Consider the following 23,584-nt stretch of genomic DNA (forward strand, 5'->3'; position numbering starts at 1 on the left):
TTCACCGTTAAAGGAAAAGCGTATTATTTAGTACGTATTTTACGAGTGCTATAAGTTTAATCTATTTTATTTAGGTTATATTTATAGAATTAGGGTGGTAACGCGATTAAACCTCGTCCCTTTTTATAAGGGGACGAGGTATTTTTATTTTTAAAGGGGGCTTTTTTATGGACATAGAAGGTGAAATTATAATTTTTTACAGTGATTAAAAAGTAAGACTATATTTTATATTAATTTTTAGAGTGAGTAAAATATTAATTTAGATTTGATTTAAATTAATATTTATTTAAAACATAATTATTATTTAAAATACGGTCAATAAAAAAAGAAATGGGGCAGGTATTTATGAAAAAATTATCAAGAAAAGATTTGTTATTAGTAAGTTTAATGTTATTTTCATTATTTTTTGGAGCTGGAAATTTAATTTTTCCGCCATTTTTAGGACAAGCTGCTGGGGGAGCCACTTGGATTACTATTTTAGGTTTCTTCGTTACGGCAGTAGGATTTCCTGTTTTGGGAGTAGTTGCTGTGGCTAAATCAGGAGGTTTACATGCCTTAGCTAGTAGAGTAAATCCGCTTTTTGCAACGTTTTTTACTGTACTTATATATATTTCAATAGGACCAGGGTTAGGGATACCTAGAGCAGGAAGTTTGCCTTTTGAAATGGCGGTAGCACCTTTTTTACCAAAAGGACTTATATCTAATAATTTAGCTTTATTTATATATACTTTTGTATTTTTTGCTGTGGCATATTGGTTATCTTTATCACCAGCAAAGTTAGTAGATCGAATGGGAAAAGTTTTAACACCAAGCTTACTTATATTAATATCATTGATTTTTATAGCCAGTATTTTTAAGCCTTTAGGAGCCTATGGAGAGGTAACTGGGGTTTATAAAGAATCACCATTTATAAGTGGATTTTTAGATGGATATATGACTATGGATACAATTGCCGCTCTAAATTTTGGAATTGTTATAGCTCTTGTAATCAAATCAAAAGGGGTAAAAGAAGAAAAATACGTTGTTAAAACATCTGTAAAAGCAGGAATAATAGCAGGAGGATTATTGATTTTAATATATTCAATGCTTGCTCATTTAGGAGCTACAAGTGGAGGAAGATTTGGACTAACAGAGAATGGGGCTCAAACTCTTGGGAACATTATGACATATATATTTGGAAAACCAGGTGCGATTTTATTAGCAGTAATATTTACACTGGCTTGCTTAACAACTTGTGTAGGGCTTATAACTTCTTGTAGTCAGTATTTTCAAACTTTAACTAAAAAAATAAATTATGTTTCTTGGGTTAGGATATTAACAGTAACAAGTATGATTTTAGCTAACATGGGGCTTAATAAGATATTAGCAGTATCAGTACCAGTATTAAATGCAATATATCCTATGGCAATCATGCTTATTCTTTTATCGATGTTAGATAAATTTATAAAGGAAAATTCAATTGTCTATGGTACAACTATAGCATTTACCACAGTAGTTAGCGTTTTTCATGCATTAAGTGGAGCAGGTATAAATATAGAGTTTATAAATAGACTTTTTGAAAAATTACCATTTTACTCAAAGGGATTAGGATGGGTTTTACCAGCCTTCTTTGGATTGGTAATAGGCTTAGTATTAAAGTCTTTTGTAGAAAAGATTAGAGAAAAAGATACAGAAAAAATCTTAGAGGTAAATTAAATTTTTTATATTAAAGTAGTAGAGGACTTTTCACTCCAACTTTATAAAAATTTTTCTTTGACATATGAAAAAATACTATTATCGAATATTAATATTTTAACTTATATAGAGAGAAAATAATAAATAGTTAGTAAAAAGTATAAAATATCATAAATTGTAAAAATAGTAATTAAAACTATTTAAAAGAAAATTATTGATGATATAATGAATTAAATAAATTTTCAAACAATAAGTAATAGTAAAAAAATAACTTTGAACGGAGTGAAGTGAGTGAATAAAAAGAACAAAAGAATTTATCAGGTTGCCTATAGAATTACTGCCATAATTCTTTTTGGGGCTTTAGCTGGAATTGGGGTTAATTTTTTCTTGACACCTGCACATATTTATTCATCAGGGGTTACAGGAATATCTCAGCTATTATCATCAATTGGTGGGGATTTCTTTAATATTCATATTGATATTTCAACATGGGTTCTAATTTTAAATCTACCACTTGCTTATTTATCCTTTAGAAAACTTGGTAGGAAATTTACTTTATATAGTTTTCTTTCAATAATTTCATTATCATTTTTTATAGGTTTTATTCCAACAAGAGCACTTACTGATAATCAATTATTAAATTCTATATTTGGTGGAGTGTTTATGGGAGCTGGAGTAGGAATGTGCTTTAGAGCAGGATTCTCTACTGGTGGTACAGATATAATAGTTTTAGTTGTACAAAAAATGACTGGTAAATCAGTTGGACAACTAGGATTCTTAGTAAATGGAATAATACTTTTAGTTGCAGGATTAGTTTATGGATGGGAATTAGCTCTTTATAGCTTAGTTTCAATCTATGTTACTACTAAAGTTATAGACTTATTTTATATACAGCAATTTAAACTTACAGTAACTATATATACTAAGAAAGAAAAAGAAGTAGTTGATAGCTTAATTAAGAGTCAAATGAGAGGAGTTACAATTGGAAGAAATCTTTATGGTGGATATACTAATGAGCCATTAAGTTCAGTTACTACAGTAATTTCAAAACATGAATTACTAATTGTTAAGAAAAATGTTATGGATATAGATCCAGAAGCTTTTGTAAATATACAACCAACAGTTGAGGTTGTAGGAAAATTCTACGATAATTCTCTTATATAGTTTAATAAGTGAAGGATTATTTTAGTTAATTTAACTAAAGTTATAATCTTTCACTTCTTTTTTTGATTTTATAAATAAAAAACTTATGATATCATCATTAAAGGAAAGTATTTAGTATAGAAGGTGAGCTTATGATAAATGTTGATTTCTCTAAATTGACTGGACAAGTTATAACTAGGGGAGATTTAGAATATGAAAAAAGTATAGAATCATGGAATAGAGCTATAAAAAAGTATCCTTTAGGAATAGTATTTTGTAATAATATTGAGGATGTAAAAAATGCCTTAGCTTGGGCTAAAGAGAATGATATTTCTTTTAGAATAAGAGTTGGACGTCATAATTATGAAGGTTATTCTACAGGAAATGACGTATTAGTAATAGACTTAAGTAAAATGAATAATATAATTATTGATGAAAATAACATGATGGTCACTATAGAAGGTGGCGTTAAGAATGAAGAAATATATGAAGCATTAGGAGTTTTAGGATATCCATTTCCAGGAGGTGGATGTCCAACAGTTGGAGTTGTAGGATTCGCACTAGGTGGAGGTTGGGGATATTCAAGTAGATTATTTGGACTTGGATGTGACAATCTTTTAGAAGTAAAGTTTATAAATAGTAGAGGGAAAATTATTATTGCTAATGAAAAAGATAATCCAGATTTATTTTGGGCTGCTAAAGGTGGGGGAGGTGGCAACTTTGGTGTAGTTGTTTCGATGACCTTTAAAATTCCTCAAAAAATAGAGATGGCAACTTTAATAGATATAGATTATCCTAATGTAGAAAAAGAAGAAATGGTTTATGTAATAAAGACATTACAGGAAACATTTAAAAATTTAGATAGAAGAATGAATTTAAAAACAGCTATCTATAATTCAAAAGATAAAGGCATAGGAGTTAAAATTACAGGATTATTTTATGGAAATAAAGATGAAGCAAATGAAATATTACTTCCATTTAAATTACCAACAAAAGTTAATTTTAATTTGAGCTACATGAGGGTATTAGAAGCTAATAGAAAAATAGAATATAGTCATCCTCCATATGAAAAGTATAAATCAACAGGAAGATTTATATTTAGAGATTATGAAACTTTTGAAATTGAAAATCTTATAGACATAGTTTCCAATAGAGCAGAGGGAGCATATTATGCTGCTATATCTTTTTATGGATTAGGTGGAGCAGTATCAGATGTAGAAAAAGATTCATCAGCATTTTATTATAGAGATGCAAGATTTATTATGGGCATACAATCTGTTTGGGAAGATGATGTTTTTGCAGAAGAGAATATAAAATGGATAAAAAATAATTTTGAATATATAGAGAGTATAACTAAAGGATCATTTATAAATTTTCCTTTTGAAGGTCTTAAAGATTATGAAAGAGAATATTATGGTGAAAATAAGGACAAGCTAAGAGAGATTAGAAAGATATATGATGAAAATAGCCTTTTTTCTTTTGAACAGGGAATAAAATAGAGTTATATAAATCAAAAAGCATAGAAAGCTTAAAAGTTTTCTATGCTTTTTACATATATGCATTAATTTTAATATATTGATTAACAGTTAATTATATATTTTTCATATAATCTATATATACATTTATTTTAAAAAGAAATAATAATTAGGAGTTGTTGATAATTTTTCTAAATGTATTATTATATATTTAAGAAAATTATAAGTGTAGTTAAGCGAAAAATATTAATAAACAAAAGGAGAAATAAAATGGCTCATAAATCATCAATTATTTTAAATAAAGAAAAATATGACTCCTACTTTGATAATACAGTTAAAAATACAATTTTTCATCATTTAAAATGTTTATTATTAGGAATAGTGACTTTAGGATTAGCTTACCCATGGATTCTTTGCATGAAGTATGAAGAAAAATGTGAGTATACAGTTATTTGTGGGAAAAGACTAAAATTTATAGGTGATCCTAAGGAATTAATAGGACATTGGTTACTTTGGTGGATATTAATAATAATAACTTTAGGATTTTATAGTTTAGTAGTATCAGTTAGATTTGAACAATGGACAACTGCAAATACAATTTTTGAAGATATTGAAATAAAATAAAAGTATTTGATATTTAAAAGTATAGGAATTTATTGAAAATTTCTATACTTTTTTATAATATAATCAATTTATTTTTATTATTACATATATAAGTATAAGATTATTATTATTATCTAAAACAAATATTTAACTTATTAACAAGAAGGGTATATAATAAATATGTAAAGAGAGAGAATTAACAAAAGAAAGAAGTGGTTAGTATGAGTATAAAATTAATATGCATTGATATGGATGGAACTCTACTTATGGATCAGCAAAAGGTTGCTGAGGAAGATAAAAAAGCAATAAAAGAAGCTGTAGAAAAAGGAATAACTGTAGCCATAACAACAGGAAGAGTTTATGATTGTGCAAGAATGTACTCAGACACAATAGGATTAAAAACTCCAATTATAGCTTGTAATGGAGCATATATTGGTGGTGCTAATAATGAAGAGATATATAATAATCCTCTTAAGCTTGAAGATTTAGAGGACTTTAATAGAATAACAAAGAAAAATAATCTATTTACATATGTTAATACGAACTGGGGAATTATTTCAACAAAAGAATTACCAGACAACCATGTGTATAAAGTTTTAAATAAAACATTACCAGAAGAAGAAAGAGTAAGATTAGAAGTTGTTAAAGATTTAGATGAAGCATTTAAGAAATATGATGGAGAAATATTAAAAGGCGTATGCGTAGAAAAAGAATTTAAAGATAAATTAAAAGAAGCAAAAGAAGAATTAATTGCTTGTACAACAGATTTAGAAGTTGTATCTTCATGGGATGATAATTTTGAAATTATGAAAAAAGGAAGTTCAAAGGGAGAGGCTGTTAAGATGCTTGCTAAGCATTTAGGAGTTTCTCAAGAGGAAGTAATGTGTATAGGTGATAGTGAGAATGACCTATCAATGCTAACTTGGGCAGGAACTGGAGTGGCAATGGGAAATGCTATAGATTCAGTTAAAGAGGTTGCTAACTATGTAACATCAGATAATAAACATGCAGGTGTTGCAGAGGCTATAAGAAAGTTTGCACTTTAAAATTATTAGACAAGCTTAATAGCCTTTTATTAAAGTGAAATTTTGGTTAAAAGGAGATACAGTATGAAAGATATTATAGTAATAGGAGCTGGAGTAGTTGGATGCTCAATAGCTAGAGAATTATCAAAGTATGATTTAGATGTTTTAGTTGTAGATAAAAATAGTGATGTATCAGAGGGAATATCAAAAGGAAATAGTGGTATAGTACATGCTGGATATAATGAAAAAGTTGGTACTTTAAAGGCAAAATTAAATATAGAAGGAAATAAAATGTTTGATGATTTATCAAGAAATTTAGAATTTCCTTTTAAAAGAAATGGTGCACTTATTTTAGCATTTTCAGATGAAGATATGAAAGCTTTAGAAGGATTAAAGGAAAATGGCGAAAAACTTGGAGTTGAAGGACTTGAAATACTTAATAAGGAAGAAGCTTTAGAAGTTGAATCTAATTTAAATAAAAGTATAGTTGGAGCTTTAAGTGTAAAGACATCTGGTATAGTAAGTCCATATGAAATGACAATTGCTTTAGGTGAAAATGCTGCTGAAAATGGAGTAGAGTTTAAATTAAACTCAAGGGTAACTAATATAGAAAAAGTATCAGAAGGATATAAAATAACTTTAAATAACCAAGATGTATTAAATGGAAAAGTTATAATAAATGCATCAGGATTAGAGGGAGCATTCCTAAACAATCTTGTAAGTATGAAGAAAAGAGAAATAGAGCCAGTAAAGGGTGAATATTGTTTATTTGATAAAGTAGCGGGAGCTATGATAAATAAAACTTTATTCCAAGTTCCAAATAAATTAAGTAAAGGAATTTTAGTGACTCCAACAGCAGAGGGAAATCTTTTAGTTGGACCTAATGCAGAGAGCGGGGAAAAATTAGGAACATCTAGAGAAGGTATTGATGAAATTTTAGAGAAGAGTAAAAAATCAGTTGAAGAGTTACCTGTAGCTAGAATTTTAAATACATTCTCAGGAATAAGACCTAAAACTAAAGATGGAGATTTCATAATAGAAGAAGCAGAAGGTGCTGAAAACTTTATTAATGTTATCGGAATTGATTCACCAGGATTAACTGCAGCTCCAGCTATAGGGGTATATGTAGTTAATATGCTTAGAGAAAAATTAGATTTAGTAGAAAAGAAAAATTTTAAAGGAACTAGAGAAAAAATAGCTAGATTCGCAGAACTTTCTTTAGAAGAAAAAAATAAATTAATAAAAGAGAAACCAGCATATGGACATATGATTTGTAAATGTGAATTTGTTACTGAAGGTGAGATAGTAGAAGCTATTCATAGACCTATACCAGCTACTACTGTTGATGCCATTAAGAGAAGAACTAGAGCTTCAATGGGAGGATGTCAAGGTGTTGGTTGTACACTTCCTATAAGTAAAATCTTAAGCAGAGAATTAGGCGTGGATATAAGTGACATAAACAAAAATAGTGAAGGTTCACCAGTTATTGGTTTTAAGGAGGATTAATGCTATGAGAGAATATGATTTAATTATAATTGGGGGAGGAGCATCAGGTCTTCTTTCAGCTATTAATGGTAAAAAAAATGGAATAGAAAATATTCTTTTAATAGAAAAAGATCCAAGCTTAGGTGGAGCTTTAAATTCAGCTGATTATAACATAAGTGAAAATGGTAATTTAACAGGAATAGAATATAAAGAAAGTTTATTAAAAGAATTTAATGAATTAGATGTTGATGTTAAATTAAATACTATGGTTTTAAAAATAGAAGATTCTAATGAGGTTCTTTGCACAAGTAGTGAATGTGGAGTAGAAAAGATAAAAGGTAAAAACATAGTAATCGCTAATGGTGGTAAAGAAAAAAGTAGAAATGCAGTTCAAATACCAGGAGACCGTATAGCTGGTGTTTTAACTGTAGGAATGGCTAAAAAAGCTTTTGGAATTAAAAATATGGTTCCAGGTAAAGATATCTTTATAGTAGGAGATAATACTTTTTATATGATTCAAGAGGATTTAAAGAAACATAACATTAAAATTGCTGGAATCATAACTGATAAATCTAAAGATGAAGTTTTTGATTTAAGTGAGAACTTATATTCTGGTTATGAAATAACTTCAATTCATGGAGAAGGAAGAGTAAATTCTGTAACTATAAAAAATGGCAATGAAAAGAAAGTTATAAAATGTGATACAGTAATGTTTGCTTATCCAATGATTTCAGATGGCTTAGTTGCACTAAGAAGTGGATTAAAATTAAATCCAAGCACAACAGGTCCAGAGGTAGATGAAAATTTAGAAACTTCTAAGAAAAGTATTTATGCTTGTGGAAATGCAATTTATGTGCATAAATCAATAGAAGAAATTGAAGATGAGTGTAAAAAACTTATTAGTTATGTAAAATAAATTTGATTAAATTTTATATTACTATTTATATCATTAAATCTTAGAATAGTAATATAAATAATATATAATATATTATTTAATAAATCCATTAAGAAATAATATTTGGCAATATTACATAAGGATTTATAAAATTTTAACTCTACTAAAAAATTAATTTAACTTTTTAGTGGAGTTATTTTAGTATATTATGGTAGAATAAGTTAACAGATTATAGATATATTGGAATAATATATATGGTATACGTTAAGAAAAGGGGAGAGTATATGGTTTATTTTGCTTATGGAAGTAATCTAAGTTTAGAACAAATTAAAAGAAGATGCCCTGAAGCTATTCCTATGGTTAGGGTATATCTTGAGGATTATAAATTAGTTTATAATAAATATGCAGATATAATTCCATGCCAAGGGGAAAGGGTATATGGAGCTATTTATGAGCTTTCAATAAATGATTTAAAAAATTTAGATGAATTTGAAGGGTATCCATATCTTTATGAAAAGATAAACTTAAAGGTTCAAGATAGTAATGGTGTTTTTTATGAGGCATTTGCTTATGTGATGGTTGAAAAAGGAAATAAATTACCGGAAGATGATTACTTAGATATAATAAATAAGGGATACCAGGATTGGAATATTGTTTTATAAATCTAAAAATAAGGATTATGGTGAAATTTTTCATCATAATCCTATTATTTTTAATTTTTCTAGGTTATGTTTTAAGTAAATATTGATTTTTAGATTTAGTTAAAAATCAACACTAATTTGAAACAAATCGCTTTTTTAATACTAAGATTAAAGGAGAATACTTAGTTTTTTCTCTTAATAAGGCTCTAAAATTAATATTTTAGAAGAAAAAAGCTTTTAGGACATGGTTCAATATTATGATATAGTATTATAAACGTTAATTTTTAAAAATCTAAAATGTAAAATATAAATAATAAATATAATTTAGAGGTATTGGTATGGAAAAAAACATAAAAAGACTAGATGAGATTTTATTATTTAATAAAAATTTTGTGGAAGATAAAGAATATGAGAAATATAAGGCTACAAAAAAACCAGAAAAAAAATTAGTAATCCTATCCTGTATGGATACAAGACTTACAGAGCTTTTACCAAAAGCTATGAATATTAAAAATGGAGATGCTAAAATAATAAAAAATGCAGGAGCTACAATAATGCATCCTTTTGGAAGTATTGTTAGAAGTATACTTGTTGCCATTTATGAGTTTGGTGCAGAGGATGTTTTAGTTGTAGGTCATCATGGATGTGGAATGAGTAATTTAAATCCTGTAGATATGATTGAGAAAATGGAAAGTAGAGGAATATCAGAAGAGACTATTTTAACTATAAAACATTGTGGCATAGATGTAGAAAAATGGCTTCATGGATTTGGGTGTGTAGAAGACTCTGTAAAGGAGAGTGTAACAGCCCTAAAAAATCATCCTTTAATGCCTACTGATGTTAATATACATGGACTTATTATTGATCCGCATACAGGAGAACTTCAAGTTGTAGTTAATGGATATGAAGAAAGCACTTTATAAATAATAAAATTAGTTTTATGCATAATTTTTAAGATTTTTTCTTAGAAATTATGCATTTTTATTTATAAAAATCAAAATTGGTTTAAAAGAGAGACTTAATATTAAAAGATTCAATAATTAAAAAATTCAATAATTCAAAAATAATAATGCTTATACACTATTATGAGTATTGATAAGTAAAATATTAAAATTCATAGGATTTTAAAGATATTAAACTAATCATAAAAATAATGGATAAAAGCAAAATATTAATTATATGTTAATTTTTTCTAAACATGATATAATTGTATTATTACATAAATATGGAGGTGAGTATATGTTCAATATCAGCAATTCTATGAATATATATAAAATAGTATGGATATTTACTATAGGATCTATTTTAGGTTATTGTGTTGAAATGATTTGGTGTTATGTAAAACATGGATATTTCGAAAGCAGAAAAGGCTTAATTTATGGTCCAATTAGTCCAGTATATGGAATAGGGGGGATAGTTCTTACATTAATACTATATAGATTTATTAATTATAATGGAATAATAATATTTTTCATAAGTGCAATTATAGGAGGAATTTTTGAGTACTTATGCTCATGGGTACAAGAAAAGACTTTAGGAAGTGTTTCATGGGATTACAACAGTAAAAACCTCAGTATCCATGGAAGAACGAGTGTTGAATATTCAGTATTTTGGGGAATACTAGGAGTGTTTTTCTTAAGAGATATTTATCCACTATTTGATAAATTTATGGGTTGTTTTTCAGATGGAGCAATAAAAATAATTACAATTATATTCTTAGTATTATTAATACCGGACATCATTATTTCAGCTTTAGCTGTAAGAAGAGAAGTTGCAAGAATGAAAGGTGTACAAGCAAAAAATGCTTTAGAGAGATTTTTAGATAGAAAGTATCCAGATGAATTTTTGAAAAAGATTTATCCAAATATGATATTTAAATTTAAATAATTAAAAGTATTAGTACTATGGGGTGAGGAATATGAGTATTTCAAGAGAATTTAAAGAGGCATTAAGTAAACATAGAGAGTTGGAATTAGAGGATTTTGAAGAATATAATGATATGTTTACATTTTTATTAGGTAGTTTTAGTTTTTCTCGTAAAAAGCTAAAGAAAGAATTACTTAAATATTTAAAAAAATACAATTTTCAATGTGAAGATACTAATATGAATATTAATGGCGATCCAGTTATAAAAATATATGGTCAATTTTTTAGACTTTCCCTTAGAAATTGTGATGAAGGATCTACATTATTACCAATACAAGTGGCATTATTAACTTTAGTTGAGGATAAATATTAAATTAAATGAGGTTAGTATAATAAGATGTTTTGAAATTATTTAATAATAAATAACATAGGGATTATGAACAATAAAAATTTATTTGAAGAAGAGAAGTTGTATTAAAAAATTTTATTTTAAATTTTTGATACAACTTTTTTACTTGGCTATGTTTAAAATAGTGTTGATTTTTAGATAAAATAGTAAGGTATTCATAATGAGCAAATTAGTATTGAATAATTAATAAAGTGACTTTTCGCTTTACTCTAAGGTGTAAGTTCAAGATATAAAATTAAAAATTTTAACTTTCACTTAAAAATGAATTTAAAGTGACATATTATTAAATTACAGATTATACTATTTATTTGAATTTTTAAGTAGTAGTTTAGAATAGATTGCTATTGAAGTATAATTAAATATATGAAGAAAAATGTAAAGAGAAAGTAGAAATAAGCTATAGGTACAGAGGCAAAATAAATAGATACATTTTTAAAGATAATATTTTTTATAGGAGAAAAGCATGTTTTTTATAGGTATATTTGGAGTCGAAAATAAACAAAAAGAAATAAAAGATTTAGATCAGATAGAATGTTCCAACTGTGGAGTTAAAACTAAAGGAAAGTTAATAAAAATATATGAATATTTTCATATATTTTTTATCCAACTTTTTAGATGGAATGAAAGATATTATATTATATGTAAAAGATGTAATTCAATATATGAGATTTCAAAAGAAAAAGGAAAATCTATTGAAAAAGGAGAAGATGTAGCCTTAGAAAAGGAAGATATGAGGGGTGTTCAAGAAGGGAAAAGGTATGGTAAAAATGCTCTAGAAAGAAGATGTCCTAATTGTGGGCAGGTTTTAAAAGAAGATTATGAGTATTGTCCATACTGTGGCAAAAAATTATAATAATCTAAATATAATTTTTAGATTATTATAATTTTAACTTTGAAGATACAAGTAAGCAGATATCTTTAGAGCCAGTAATAAAGTTATAAAGACAGTATTTTAAAATTGCACTTAGAAACTATGTTTTAGGAACAATCATATTTCCAGTACAAATAGCTGCATTAACATTAATAGAGAAAAAATAAAAGTTTTAAATAGAGATACATTAAAATAAATCACAGATATCAGTGATTTATTTTGATGTATCTTTTTATTTTAAAAGAGATAATATTATCAATAAGTTATAAAAAATAATTGATATTGACATTAATTTCAAAAAATGATATATATAAATTATATGGTTAGCACTCGTTATGTTAGAGTGCTAACAAAAGAGATTTTTGTTTTGGAAGGAGTAATTCAAAATGGAGAAAAGAGAATTTAAAGCAGAATCAAAAAGGTTATTAGACATTGTAATTAACTCAATTTATACAAACAGAGAAATCTTTTTAAGAGAATTAATTTCAAATGCCAGTGATGCAATAGATAAGGTTTATTATAAGACTTTAGGAGATAGTTCCTTAACTTTTAATAAAGACGATTATTATATAAAGATAATACCAAACAAAGAAAATAGAACTCTTACAATATCAGATAAAGGTATTGGTATGACAGAAAAAGAACTTGATGAAAATTTAGGTGTAATAGCTAAAAGTGGTTCTTTACAATTTAAAAAAGAAAATGCCCTTGAAGAAGGTTTTGATATTATAGGACAATTCGGAGTTGGATTTTATTCAGGTTTCTTAGTTGCGGATAAAATAACTGTAATAACTAAAGCTTTTGGATCAGATAAAGCATATAAATGGGAATCAGATGGGGTAGATGGATACACTATTTCAGAAACTGAAAAAGATTCTTTTGGAACAGATGTAATTTTACACTTAAAACCAAATAATGAAGATGAAAATTATGATGAATTTTTAGAAGAATATAAATTAAAAAGTTTAATTAAAAAATATTCAGATTTTATAAGATATCCAATTAAACTTAATGTTACTAAATCAAGAATTAAAGAGGGAACAGAAAATGAACATGAGGAATACGTGGAAGAAGAAACAGTAAATAGCATGGTTCCTTTATGGAGAAGAAATAAAAATGAACTTACAGATGAAGATTATAATAATTTCTATGTGGAAAAAAGATTTGGATTTGACAAGCCTTTAAGACACATGCATATAAGTGTTGATGGGATGATAAGTTATAATGCAATTCTTTATATTCCAGAGAACATACCATATGATTATTACACAAAAGAATATGAAAAAGGTTTAGAACTATATTCAAATGGTGTTTTAATAATGGAAAAATGTTCAGAACTTTTACCAGACTATTTTGGTTTCGTAAAAGGTATAGTAGATTCTCAAGACTTATCACTTAATATTTCAAGAGAAATGCTTCAACATGATAGACAATTAAGTCGTATTGCTAAGAACATAAAAACTAAAATTAAAAATGAATTAGAATCTATGCTTAAAAATGATAGAGAAAGTTATGAAAAATTCTATAAATCTTTTGGTAGACAATTAAAATATGGTGTTTACGATGATTTTGGAATGAACAAAGATGAATTAAAAGATTTATTAATGTTCTATTCATCTAAGGAAAAGAAAATGGTAACTTTAGCTGAGTATGTAGAAAGAATGGCTGAAGATCAAAAATATATTTATTATGCTGTTGGTGAATCAAATGAAAGAATAGAAAAAATGCCACAAACTGAAATGGTATTAGACAAAGGATACGAAATTCTTTACTTCACTGAAGATGTAGATGAATTTGCAATAAAAATGCTTATGAACTATAAAGAAAAAGAATTTAAATCAGTATCAAGTGGTGATTTAGGAATAGAATCAGAAGAAGAAAATAAAAAAGAGAATGAAGAAAATAAAGGTATCTTTGAATCTATGAAAGAAGCTTTAGGAAACAAAATAAGTGCAGTTAAGGCTTCAAGCAGACTTAAAAATTATCCAGTATGCCTATCAGCAGAGGGCGAAGTTTCAATAGAAATGGAAAAAATCTTAAGTGCTATGCCTAATAATCAAGGGGTAAAAGCTCAAAAGATTTTAGAAGTTAATACAAACCACGAAGTATTTAACTCATTAAAAGATGCCCTTGAAAATGATAAAGATAAATTCAATTTATATACAAAATTACTTTACAACCAAGCTTTACTTGTTGAAGGACTAAGTATTGAAGATCCAGTTGACTTTACAAATGATATATGTAAGTTAATGAAATAATTTAATTATAAAAGGGGATGTATCAAAACTCGTATATAAAACTTATAAATATATTCCGAGAATTACTGAATTTCACTAAGAATTTATAGCAATTACTCCGAATAATTTGCTAAAGCTCAGAACTCCCGCTGGTCAAACAGCTTCGCTTCTTAACACAAATTATTCTACGTAATAGCTTAAATTCTAAAGTTCATTCAGATATTCTCTTCATATTATTTATAAGTTTTATTGATGAGTTATTTTGATACATCCCCTTTTTATTTTAGATTAAATTTTATACTTAAAGAAGTTAAGGAACAATACTAAAAATCGGTGATTAATAAAAGAAAATATTTAAGAATAAATGCAAAAAGTAGTTGCTTAATTAAAGTAACTACTTTTTTATGAAATAAATCGTAGAACATTTATATCAATTCTAATGTTTACTAAAATTTATATATACTTTAAATAATAAAATGATAATAAATTAGGAGTTTTATAAATATAATAATAATAAAATTAATTTAAATATATTATTTATTTAAAAAACACTTGAATTTATTGATAAGTTGTAATATTATATATTAAAAGATAAATGGAAAATAAAGAGATAAAAGAGGGGGCATTAAAATGGATGAAAAAAGAGAGCAGTGGGGATCAAAGGTTGGCTTTATTTTAGCAGCTATAGGTTCAGCCGTAGGATTAGGTAACATTTGGAGATTTCCTTATGTGGCTTATTCAAATGGGGGAGGAGCATTCCTGATACCTTACTTCTTTGCAATATTTACAGCAGGAATTCCACTTTTAATTTTAGAATATTCTCTTGGACATAAATACAGGGGGTCAACACCACTTGCAGTAGCAAGAGCATCCAAAAAGTGGGAGTGGATAGGTTGGTGGCCAACTATAAGTTCAGCAATTATAGTAGCTTATTATTCAATGATTTTAAGTTGGGCAGCGAATTATTTTGCATTAAGTTTCACTAAAGGTTGGGGCAGTGATTCAAATGCATTTTTCCATAATGATTTTCTTAATTTAAGTTCATCACCTTTTGATTTAGGTGGAATTGTTTGGTATGTGTTAGGTGGAATAGCATTAATTTGGGTTATAAATTGGTTTGTTTGTTATAAGGGAATTAAAAAAGGAATTGAAAAGGCCAATAAGATTTTATTACCTACGTTAGTTATAATCATGATAATAATAGCGGTAAAATCAATAACTTTAGAAGGCGCAGCAGAGGGATTAAATACATTATTTACACCAGATTGGTCTATGGTTATGAAACCATCTGTTTGGATAGCAGCTTATGGACAAGTATTTTATTCACTTAGTTTAGCCATAGGAATAATGATGACTTATTCAAGTTACTTGCCTAGAAAGACAGATATAAATAATAGTGCTTTTGTAACAGCCTTTGCTAACTGCAGTTTTGAATTCTTATCAGCTATAGCAGTCTTTGCAATATTAGGATTTATGGCAACATCTCAAGGAGTACCAGTTTCTGAAGTTGTATCAAGTGGAGTTGGACTTGCTTTTGTAGCCTTCCCACAAATATTTAGCGAAATGGGTGCTGTAGGCTCATTACTTGGACCATTATTCTTTTTATGTTTAATATTCGCAGGAATAACATCTTCTGTTTCTTTAACTGAGGCGGTTTCAGCACCATTTAGAGAGAAATTTGGATGGAGTAGAAAAAAAGTTGTAACTGGAATGTGTATAATAGGATTTTTTATAAGCTCAATATTCGCAACTGGAGCTGGATTATATATGTTAGATATAGTTGATGCCTTTATAAATAACTATGGAATAGTAATTGTTGGATTATTAGAGGTTATATTAATTGGCTGGATTGTTACACCAGAGAAAATTAGGGAACATGCTAATGGAATATCACATTTTAAAGTAGGAAAATGGTGGGATATAACTATTAAGTTTGTAACTCCAGCACTTTTAATATATATGACAGTTCAAAATATTATAACTGAAATAAAAACTCCATATGGTGGATATGAACTATCGGCATTGTTGGTTTACGGATGGAGCATAATAGCCTTTGGAATAATATGTGCTTTAATAATTTCTAAAAAGCCTTGGAAAGATAAGAAAATTGAAGATTATGTTGATGAAGAGGAAGAGGTTGTTTCAAATTGTTAATTAAAAGCTATAGCTAAAGAGAAGCGGTAAGTTAAATAAGACTTTTATAAAATTAAAAATTTATAATTGAAATTAAGATGAATTTCAATAGAGGAGGGAATAAAATGAATTCAACATCAATAGTATTTTTTTTAATAGGAGCAACTGTTTTATGGGGAGGTTTTGCACTAACTCTTAGTATGTTATTAAAAAATGAAAGAAAATCAGTTCAAAATTAAATAGGTAGCATTTTAAAATTCCCATATATAAATAGTACATAAGTCTAAATTTAGACTTATGTACTATTTTTTTATTTTAATTATATAAAATTTTAAAATACTATATGGTCTGGATCAGGACCAACTCTTTCATCAGTATTTAAAGTTGCTATTTTAGCCATATCTTCATCACTTATTTCAAAATCAAATATTTTTGAATTTTCTTCAATTCTATGAGGGGTAATTGATTTTGGAATTGTTACTACACCCATTTGAATATCCCATCTTAGAACTATTTGAGAAATAGATTTATTATATTTTTCAGCTAGATCTTTTAAAATAGGTAATTCAAATACTTTTCCACGCATAAGAGGACCCCATGCTTCTAATTGTATGCCATTTTCTTTACAGAATTTTAGAAGTTCTGGTTGAGCTAGTTGTGGATGAAATTCAACTTGATTTACCATCGGCATTATTTCAGCAGTTTCTTTTAATTCTTCTATGTGATGTTCTTTAAAGTTAGAAACTCCAATAGCTCTTATTTTACCATCCTTATAAAGCTTCTCTAATGCTTTCCAAGTTTCTTTATTTAATGCTTTTGGCCAGTGGATTAGATAAAGGTCTAAATAATCAACCCCTAACTTAGTTATTGTTTCATTAAAAGCTTTAAGAGTATTTTCATATCCTTGATCAGTATTCCAAACTTTACTTGTAATAAAAATTTCTTCTCTTGGAATTCCACTTTCTTTTATTGCGATTCCAACACTATCTTCATTTTCATAGCGAGAAGCACAGTCTATGTGTCTGTAGCCTAAATTAAGTGCTGTTTTTACAGAATTTATAGTAGTTTGGCCGTTTTCTACTTCAAAAGTACCAAAGCCAAGTATTGGCATTTTAACACCATTTTTTAATTCAACATATTTATTCATCATAAATTCTCTCCTCTTTACTTATTAAAAGTTTAAATTAAAATTTTTTAGTATATAAAATTTATATAACTATATTAATCTTATAAATTTAAGTATAAAAATATATTAATATATTAATTAAATTTTATCAATAAATGAGAGATTCATATATTTTTTTATTTTTCACCTCATTAAAAATTAAAAAAAGTTTTTATTAAGCATAAAGATAACTTTAATTAGGGCTTTTCTATTTAGGTACTTTGTGGATTGTAAAAGAGTTTTATGGTATATTCTAGATAAACAAGTTGGGAAGGAGTGATTTTGTGAAAGTTACTATTAAAGACGTGGCTAGAGAAGCTAACGTAGCCCCTTCTACTGTTTCAAGAGTTTTATCTGATAGTCCTAAAATTAGTGAGGAAACTAAGGTAAAGGTCAACAAAGCCATAGAAAAATTAAATTATAAACCCAATGCCATAGCAAGAAGTCTTGTTAACAACAAAACTAAGATATTAGGAGTAGTTCTTCCTAATGAAGCAGATGATTTATTTAAGAATCCTTTTTTCGTGGAAGCTATGAGAGGAATGAGTATGTCAGCAGACGAGAATGGATATCATATAATGTATGCATTTAGTAAAAATGATGATGATGAATTAAAAATAATAAAAGAATTTGCAACTAATAATTTATTAGAAGGATTATGTTTATTATCAGTTAGAGAAGATGACAGAACTATAAAATATTTAAAAGATATAAATTTTCCATTTGTAGTTATTGGAAGACCAGATGAAGAGGGTGTATTATGGGTTGATAATGATAACTTTGAAGCTATGTTTAAACTAGTGGATAAATTTATAAAAGATGGAGAGTCTGACTTAGCTTTTATTGGAGGAAAAAGAAACTGGAATGTTTCAAAAGATAGATTAAATGGGTTTAAGGATGCTTTTAAAGCAAATAATTTAAGTTATGATAGCACTATGGTTATTGAAGGGGAAGATTTTTCAGAAGGCTGTGGGTATTTGGCTATGAAGGAGATAATTTCAAAAAGAACTCCTAAAATAGTTGTTACTACAGATGATTTTCTTGCTTTCGGAGCAAATAAATTTTTAAATGAAAAGGAAATTAAAGGAGTAAAAATAGTAGGTTTTAATAATACACCTATGACAAAATATCAAAATCCACCAATTTCCTCTATAGATATTAATGCTAGAGAATTAGGATATGAGGCTACTAAACTACTTATAGACTATTTAAATGGCAACTTAAAGAACAGAAACGACTACTGTATAGTGGATACTGAGTTCATTGATAGAGGATAGGATTCCTCATACAATTTGGGCAAACGTTTGCACAAAAAAGTGAGAATAAATGAGAAAATAGAAGTTATAAAGAGAAAATAGTATAGAATTTTGCTGAAATCGATTTTGTAAAGGGTTTAATTATCTGATATTATAAAAATGTAAAATGAGACTTAATTCAAAGGAGCTTCGCGAACTTGAATTTTAGTCGAATTTATCTTATTACTATGTTTTTTAGATTATCTAAAAAACAAATTTTTTTGGAAATTGGGCAAACGTTTGCACAATTTTGAAATTTAAGGCATTCAAATAATATAATAAAAATGCAAGGAGTAGTTATGAATAAAAAGTGGTGGAAAGAATTAATCGCTTACCAGATTTATCCTAAGAGTTTTATGGATTCAAATGGTGATGGAATTGGTGATATTCCAGGGATAATATCTAAGTTAGATTATCTAAAGGATTTAGGGATTGACTTAATTTGGCTATGTCCAATGTATAAATCACCAAATCATGATAATGGATATGATATTAGTGATTATAAAGACATCTTAGATGAATTTGGAACTATGGATGATTTTAATGAATTACTTAATGAGGTTCATAATAGAGGGATGAAACTTATTATAGATTTAGTAATAAATCATACTAGTGATGAACATCCATGGTTTATAGAATCAAGATCTTCTAAGGATAATCCTAAAAGAGATTGGTACATTTGGAGAGATGGAAAAGAGGAAAAAGAACCTAATAACTGGGAAAGTATTTTCAAAGGTTCAGCTTGGGAATTTTGTGATAATAGTGAACAATATTACTTACACTTATTTGCTAAGGAGCAACCAGATTTAAACTGGGAAAATAAAGCGGTAAGAAATGAATTATATAAAATGATAAATTGGTGGCTTGATAAAGGAATTGACGGATTTAGAGTTGATGCTATAAGTCACATAAAAAAAGAAGATGGTCTTAAGGATATGGATAATCCAGAAGGGCTAAAATATGTTTCATCCTTTGAAAAACATATGAATGTAGAAGGTATAAATGATCATCTTAAAGAGTTGAAAGAGGAAACTTTTTCAAAATATGATATAGTTACTGTTGGAGAAGCTAATGGAGTTAGTGCTCATGAAGCTGATCACTGGGTAGCAGAAGATGAGGGAACATTTAATATGATATTCCAATTTGAACATCTTAGTCTTTGGAATTATGAAGAGGGACAAGGATTTGATGTAAAGGCATATAAGGATGTTTTAACTAATTGGCAAAATTCTTTAGAAGGTAAAGGATGGAATGCACTTTTTGTTGAAAATCATGATATACCTAGAGTTGTTTCAACTTGGGGAAATGACGATGAATATTTAACTCAGTGTGCAAAAGCTTTTGGAACAGTTTATTTCTTGCAAAAAGGAACACCTTTTATATATCAAGGACAAGAACTTGGTATGACAAATGTTAAGTATCATAGCATATCTGATTATGATGATGTTAGAACTATAAATACTTATAATGAGAGAATTGAAAATGGTGTTTCAGAAGAAGTAGCCTTAAAAGAAGCTTGGGTAACTTCAAGAGATAATTCAAGGACACCTATGCAATGGAACTCAAGTAAAAATGCAGGATTTACTGAGGGAAAACCTTGGATAGGAGTTAATGAGAATTATAAAACAATAAATGTAGAGGTTGAAGAAAAGGATGAAAATTCAGTTTTAAACTTCTATAAAAAGCTTATAAGACTTAAAAAGTCTAATGAAGCTTTAATCTATGGTGTATATGATTTAATTCTTGAAGAGGATAGAAGTATTTATGCTTATACAAGAACTTTAAATGAGGATAAGTTCTTAATAATAGCTAATTTAACTGGAGAGAATGCTAACTACAGTTACGAGGGAGAAAAACTTAATTCTAAAGACTTACTTCTTAATAACTATGAAGTTTGTGAACACAGTGATTTAGTAGAATTTACTTTAAAACCTTATGAGTGTAGAGTATATAAACTTTCTTAATAAATTGAGACTTGATTCAGAGTGGAGTTTTTACTTTGAATTTTAGCTAGATTTATCTAAAGACAAAACTTAGGGGTAGAGTGTGTATGGACTATAACCTGAGAGTGAGTGTTATAAGATTAATAATTGGAGGTATTTGAGAATGAAGAAATTTAAATTAGGGTCTTTTGATTTCTGGCAAAAGTTTGGTAAGGCATTACTTGTAGTTGTTGCTGTAATGCCTGCTGCCGGACTTATGATTTCAATAGGTAAGGTAATGGGAATTTACATCGATGTAGATTTCGTAAGAACTATAGCGAGAGTTATGGAGGATATAGGTTGGGCAATAATTGGTAACTTAAACTTACTATTTGCCGTTGCAATAGGTGGTTCTTGGGCTAAAGAACGTGCAGGGGGAGCTTTTGCAGGTACCATAGCATTTGTTCTTATTAATAGAATTACTGGGGTAATATTTAGTGTAAGTAATGCTATGTTAGCAGCAGATTCAACTGCCACAGTTCAATCATTTACAGGACAAACACTTTTAGTTAAAGATTACTTTGTTTCAATACTTGGCGCTCCAGCACTTAATATGGGTGTATTTGTAGGTATTATTTCAGGTTTCTTGGGAGCAGCTTTATATAACAAGTACTATAATTATAATAAATTACCTAATGCATTAGCATTCTTTAATGGTAAACGTTTTGTTCCTTTCGTTGTTATAGTAGGTTCAACAATAACAGCAATTATACTTTCTTTTGTATGGCCATTTGTACAATATGGATTAAATACTTTTGGACAATGGATAGCTACATCAAAGGATACAGCTCCAATAATAGCACCATTCTTATATGGTACATTAGAGCGTTTATTATTACCATTTGGATTACACCATATGCTTACAGTTCCAATAAACTATACAGAACTTGGTGGAGTATATCATATACTTACAGGTCCAACAGCTGGACAAGTTGTTGCAGGACAAGATCCATTATGGCTTGCTTGGATAACTGACTTAAATAACTTTAAACAAGCAGGAGACATAACTTCATATAATCAACTTATAGGCTCAGTAGTACCGGCTCGTTTCAAAGCTGGTCAAGTAATACTTTCAAGTGCATCATTAATCGGGGTAGCACTTGCTATGTACAAAAATGTTGATCCAGATAAGAAGAAAAAATATAAATCAGTATTCTTCTCAGCTGCTATAGCAGTATTCTTAACTGGTGTAACTGAACCAATAGAATTTATGTTCATGTTCATTTCACCAATATTATATGTGGTTTATGCTGTTATAGCTGGTTTAGGATTTGCCATAGCGGATGTAATAAACTTAAGAGTACATGCTTTTGGATTTATAGAACTTTTAACTCGTTCACCACTTATGATAAATGCAGGCTTAACTCAAGATTTAATAAACTTTGTAATAGTTGCAGTAGTATTCTTCTTCATAAACTACTTTGTATTTAGCTTCTTAATTAAGAAATTCAAAATAGCTACACCAGGACGTATGGGTAACTATATTGATAGTGAAGATGAAAACACTGGTTCAACAAATAGCAATGCTTCAATGGATGAATTAGCAGTTAAGGCTATTGAGTTATTAGGTGGAAAAGAAAATATAGTAGATGTAGATGCTTGTATGACTCGTCTTCGTGTTACTGTTAAGGAAATTGATAAGGTTGGAGACGAAAAGGCTTGGAAAGAAAATAAAGCTTTAGGTCTTATAGTTAAAGATAAAGGAGTTCAAGCTATATATGGCCCTAAAGCAGATGTATTAAAATCAGATATTCAAGATATCTTAGGTATTTAGGAGTTTATAAAATGAAATTACTTACTTTAAACTGTCATTCTTGGCTAGAGGAAGAACAATTAGAGAAGATAAAATATTTAGCAAAGACAATAGTTCAAGAAAAATATGATGTCATAGCTCTTCAAGAGGCTAGTCAAAGTATTAAGGCTAGTATTAAAGAAGGAAACATAAAAGAAGATAACTATGGATTATTATTAGTTAAAGAAATAAACAAACTAGGTGGAGAAAAGTACCACCTAGTTTGGGATTATTCTCATATTGGATATGATATATATGAGGAAGGCTTATGTATATTAACTAAGCATGAAATAGTAAATAGTGAAAGTTTTTATGTATCACAAAATCAATCAAAGGCTTTTTGGAAATCAAGAAAAATAGTAAAAGCAACAATAAATATAAATAATGAGCATATAGATTTTTATTCTTGTCATATGGGTTGGTGGAATGATGAGGAAGAAAGTTTTATAGTTCAAGTTAAAAATTTACTTTCACATGCAAAAGAAAGTAAAAATAGAGCATTCTTTATGGGTGACTTTAATAATAATGCTTTCTTAAAAAATGAAGGATATGATTTTCTTAAAAGTAACGGATTGATTGATACATATAATTTAGCAGAAAGCAAGGACTCTGGTGTTACAGTTAAAGAAAATATTGCTGGCTGGGATGATAACACTGAAGAGTTAAGAATAGATATAATTTTTACAAATGAAGATACTGAAGTCTACGAAAGTAAAGTTATATTTAATGGAGAAAACAAAATAGTTATATCAGATCATTTTGGAGTAGAAGTTTTATTAAAATAATAAAATTTTTATATTAAAACAAAAGCATAATTTATCTAAATGTAGAAGCTATTAAGTAAGTATTTAATAGTCTATAGATATAAGATGAAAGCTATTTTTAATCCCTTT

The 23,584-nt window shown here is 27.9% G+C and carries 20 protein-coding genes and 1 other annotated feature (1 of these 21 cut by a window edge); of the genes, 19 read left to right on the forward strand and 1 reads right to left on the reverse strand.

What is annotated here, in order from left to right; genetic code table 11:
* Positions 1–124 (forward strand) — a binding site (T-box leader) (it extends 146 nt beyond the left edge of the window).
* A 221-nt stretch (positions 125–345) separates the two neighbouring features.
* From brnQ to AC2A4K_RS02680, 15 genes are all read left to right on the forward strand, one after another.
* On the forward strand, positions 346–1,695 hold the full coding sequence (brnQ, locus tag AC2A4K_RS02610) for a branched-chain amino acid transport system II carrier protein (protein ID WP_322504528.1): 1,350 nt from the start codon (positions 346–348) through the stop codon (positions 1,693–1,695).
* 270 nt (positions 1,696–1,965) lie between these two features.
* Positions 1,966–2,838, forward strand: coding sequence for a YitT family protein (locus AC2A4K_RS02615; protein ID WP_322504527.1), 873 nt, complete (start codon positions 1,966–1,968; stop codon positions 2,836–2,838).
* 131 nt (positions 2,839–2,969) lie between these two features.
* Positions 2,970–4,316 carry an FAD-dependent oxidoreductase gene (locus AC2A4K_RS02620; RefSeq protein WP_322504526.1) on the forward strand — a complete coding sequence of 449 codons (1,347 nt, stop codon included), beginning with the start codon at positions 2,970–2,972 and terminating at the stop codon, positions 4,314–4,316.
* A 246-nt stretch (positions 4,317–4,562) separates the two neighbouring features.
* Positions 4,563–4,916, forward strand: coding sequence for a hypothetical protein (locus AC2A4K_RS02625; RefSeq protein ID WP_322504525.1), 354 nt, complete (start codon positions 4,563–4,565; stop codon positions 4,914–4,916).
* 200 nt (positions 4,917–5,116) lie between these two features.
* Positions 5,117–5,941, forward strand: coding sequence for a Cof-type HAD-IIB family hydrolase (locus AC2A4K_RS02630; protein ID WP_322504524.1), 825 nt, complete (start codon positions 5,117–5,119; stop codon positions 5,939–5,941).
* Between the two features lie 63 nt (positions 5,942–6,004).
* On the forward strand, positions 6,005–7,426 hold the full coding sequence (locus AC2A4K_RS02635; protein WP_322504523.1) for an NAD(P)/FAD-dependent oxidoreductase: 1,422 nt from the start codon (positions 6,005–6,007) through the stop codon (positions 7,424–7,426).
* Between the two features lie 4 nt (positions 7,427–7,430).
* Positions 7,431–8,321, forward strand: coding sequence for an NAD(P)/FAD-dependent oxidoreductase (locus tag AC2A4K_RS02640; protein WP_322504522.1), 891 nt, complete (start codon positions 7,431–7,433; stop codon positions 8,319–8,321).
* A 263-nt stretch (positions 8,322–8,584) separates the two neighbouring features.
* The gene (locus tag AC2A4K_RS02645) at positions 8,585–8,962 is read left to right on the forward strand and encodes a gamma-glutamylcyclotransferase family protein (protein WP_322504521.1); all 378 of its coding nucleotides are present in this window, start codon (positions 8,585–8,587) and stop codon (positions 8,960–8,962) included.
* A 317-nt stretch (positions 8,963–9,279) separates the two neighbouring features.
* On the forward strand, positions 9,280–9,864 hold the full coding sequence (locus tag AC2A4K_RS02650; protein ID WP_322504520.1) for a beta-class carbonic anhydrase: 585 nt from the start codon (positions 9,280–9,282) through the stop codon (positions 9,862–9,864).
* Between the two features lie 316 nt (positions 9,865–10,180).
* Positions 10,181–10,828 (forward strand): putative ABC transporter permease, encoded by a 648-nt coding sequence (locus AC2A4K_RS02655; protein ID WP_322504519.1) that lies wholly within the window; start codon positions 10,181–10,183, stop codon positions 10,826–10,828.
* Positions 10,829–10,859: 31 nt separating this feature from the next.
* Positions 10,860–11,180: a hypothetical protein gene (locus tag AC2A4K_RS02660; protein ID WP_322504518.1), complete on the forward strand. Its 321-nt coding sequence runs from the start codon at positions 10,860–10,862 to the stop codon at positions 11,178–11,180.
* 499 nt (positions 11,181–11,679) lie between these two features.
* Positions 11,680–12,069, forward strand: a complete 390-nt coding sequence (locus AC2A4K_RS02665) for a zinc ribbon domain-containing protein (RefSeq protein ID WP_322504517.1) — start codon at positions 11,680–11,682, stop codon at positions 12,067–12,069.
* Positions 12,070–12,473: 404 nt separating this feature from the next.
* Complete coding sequence (gene htpG / locus AC2A4K_RS02670; RefSeq protein WP_322504516.1) at positions 12,474–14,345, forward strand: molecular chaperone HtpG; 1,872 nt, start codon at positions 12,474–12,476, stop codon at positions 14,343–14,345.
* 609 nt (positions 14,346–14,954) lie between these two features.
* Positions 14,955–16,478: a sodium-dependent transporter gene (locus AC2A4K_RS02675; protein WP_322504515.1), complete on the forward strand. Its 1,524-nt coding sequence runs from the start codon at positions 14,955–14,957 to the stop codon at positions 16,476–16,478.
* 104 nt (positions 16,479–16,582) lie between these two features.
* A complete protein-coding gene (locus AC2A4K_RS02680) occupies positions 16,583–16,696 on the forward strand; it encodes a MetS family NSS transporter small subunit (RefSeq protein ID WP_322504514.1) in 114 nt (37 codons plus the stop codon).
* A gap of 92 nt (positions 16,697–16,788) precedes the next feature.
* Here AC2A4K_RS02680 and AC2A4K_RS02685 read toward each other — a convergent pair whose 3' ends face one another.
* Positions 16,789–17,607 carry an aldo/keto reductase gene (locus tag AC2A4K_RS02685; protein ID WP_416173359.1) on the reverse strand — a complete coding sequence of 273 codons (819 nt, stop codon included), beginning with the start codon at positions 17,605–17,607 and terminating at the stop codon, positions 16,789–16,791.
* Positions 17,608–17,906: 299 nt separating this feature from the next.
* Here AC2A4K_RS02685 and AC2A4K_RS02690 point away from each other — a divergent pair, with 299 nt between their 5' ends.
* The 4 genes from AC2A4K_RS02690 (at position 17,907) to AC2A4K_RS02705 (ending at position 23,476) form a co-directional block, all read left to right on the forward strand.
* Complete coding sequence (locus tag AC2A4K_RS02690; RefSeq protein WP_322504513.1) at positions 17,907–18,899, forward strand: LacI family DNA-binding transcriptional regulator; 993 nt, start codon at positions 17,907–17,909, stop codon at positions 18,897–18,899.
* 317 nt (positions 18,900–19,216) lie between these two features.
* Positions 19,217–20,881 carry a glycoside hydrolase family 13 protein gene (locus tag AC2A4K_RS02695; RefSeq protein WP_322504512.1) on the forward strand — a complete coding sequence of 555 codons (1,665 nt, stop codon included), beginning with the start codon at positions 19,217–19,219 and terminating at the stop codon, positions 20,879–20,881.
* A 142-nt stretch (positions 20,882–21,023) separates the two neighbouring features.
* Positions 21,024–22,673, forward strand: coding sequence for a PTS transporter subunit IIBC (locus AC2A4K_RS02700; RefSeq protein ID WP_322504511.1), 1,650 nt, complete (start codon positions 21,024–21,026; stop codon positions 22,671–22,673).
* Between the two features lie 11 nt (positions 22,674–22,684).
* Positions 22,685–23,476: an endonuclease/exonuclease/phosphatase family protein gene (locus AC2A4K_RS02705; protein WP_322504510.1), complete on the forward strand. Its 792-nt coding sequence runs from the start codon at positions 22,685–22,687 to the stop codon at positions 23,474–23,476.
* Positions 23,477–23,584: the final 108 nt, after the last annotated feature.

The organism is Clostridium sp. LIBA-8841 (assembly GCF_057782475.1).

What these genes read in the sequence shown, in the direction of transcription:
- AC2A4K_RS02620 (WP_322504526.1), top strand. Translation starts at nt 2,970, where the DNA reads ATGATAAATGTTGATTTCTCTAAATTGACTGGACAAGTTATAACTAGG.
- AC2A4K_RS02625 (WP_322504525.1), top strand. Translation starts at nt 4,563, where the DNA reads ATGGCTCATAAATCATCAATTATTTTAAATAAAGAAAAATATGACTCC.
- AC2A4K_RS02705 (WP_322504510.1), top strand. Translation starts at nt 22,685, where the DNA reads ATGAAATTACTTACTTTAAACTGTCATTCTTGGCTAGAGGAAGAACAA.
- brnQ (WP_322504528.1), top strand. Translation starts at nt 346, where the DNA reads ATGAAAAAATTATCAAGAAAAGATTTGTTATTAGTAAGTTTAATGTTA.
- AC2A4K_RS02660 (WP_322504518.1), top strand. Translation starts at nt 10,860, where the DNA reads ATGAGTATTTCAAGAGAATTTAAAGAGGCATTAAGTAAACATAGAGAG.
- AC2A4K_RS02635 (WP_322504523.1), top strand. Translation starts at nt 6,005, where the DNA reads ATGAAAGATATTATAGTAATAGGAGCTGGAGTAGTTGGATGCTCAATA.
- AC2A4K_RS02640 (WP_322504522.1), top strand. Translation starts at nt 7,431, where the DNA reads ATGAGAGAATATGATTTAATTATAATTGGGGGAGGAGCATCAGGTCTT.
- AC2A4K_RS02695 (WP_322504512.1), top strand. Translation starts at nt 19,217, where the DNA reads ATGAATAAAAAGTGGTGGAAAGAATTAATCGCTTACCAGATTTATCCT.
- AC2A4K_RS02630 (WP_322504524.1), top strand. Translation starts at nt 5,117, where the DNA reads ATGAGTATAAAATTAATATGCATTGATATGGATGGAACTCTACTTATG.
- AC2A4K_RS02645 (WP_322504521.1), top strand. Translation starts at nt 8,585, where the DNA reads ATGGTTTATTTTGCTTATGGAAGTAATCTAAGTTTAGAACAAATTAAA.
- AC2A4K_RS02665 (WP_322504517.1), top strand. Translation starts at nt 11,680, where the DNA reads ATGTTTTTTATAGGTATATTTGGAGTCGAAAATAAACAAAAAGAAATA.
- htpG (WP_322504516.1), top strand. Translation starts at nt 12,474, where the DNA reads ATGGAGAAAAGAGAATTTAAAGCAGAATCAAAAAGGTTATTAGACATT.
- AC2A4K_RS02655 (WP_322504519.1), top strand. Translation starts at nt 10,181, where the DNA reads ATGTTCAATATCAGCAATTCTATGAATATATATAAAATAGTATGGATA.
- AC2A4K_RS02685 (WP_416173359.1), bottom strand. Translation starts at nt 17,607, where the DNA reads ATGATGAATAAATATGTTGAATTAAAAAATGGTGTTAAAATGCCAATA.
- AC2A4K_RS02675 (WP_322504515.1), top strand. Translation starts at nt 14,955, where the DNA reads ATGGATGAAAAAAGAGAGCAGTGGGGATCAAAGGTTGGCTTTATTTTA.
- AC2A4K_RS02700 (WP_322504511.1), top strand. Translation starts at nt 21,024, where the DNA reads ATGAAGAAATTTAAATTAGGGTCTTTTGATTTCTGGCAAAAGTTTGGT.
- AC2A4K_RS02650 (WP_322504520.1), top strand. Translation starts at nt 9,280, where the DNA reads ATGGAAAAAAACATAAAAAGACTAGATGAGATTTTATTATTTAATAAA.
- AC2A4K_RS02680 (WP_322504514.1), top strand. Translation starts at nt 16,583, where the DNA reads ATGAATTCAACATCAATAGTATTTTTTTTAATAGGAGCAACTGTTTTA.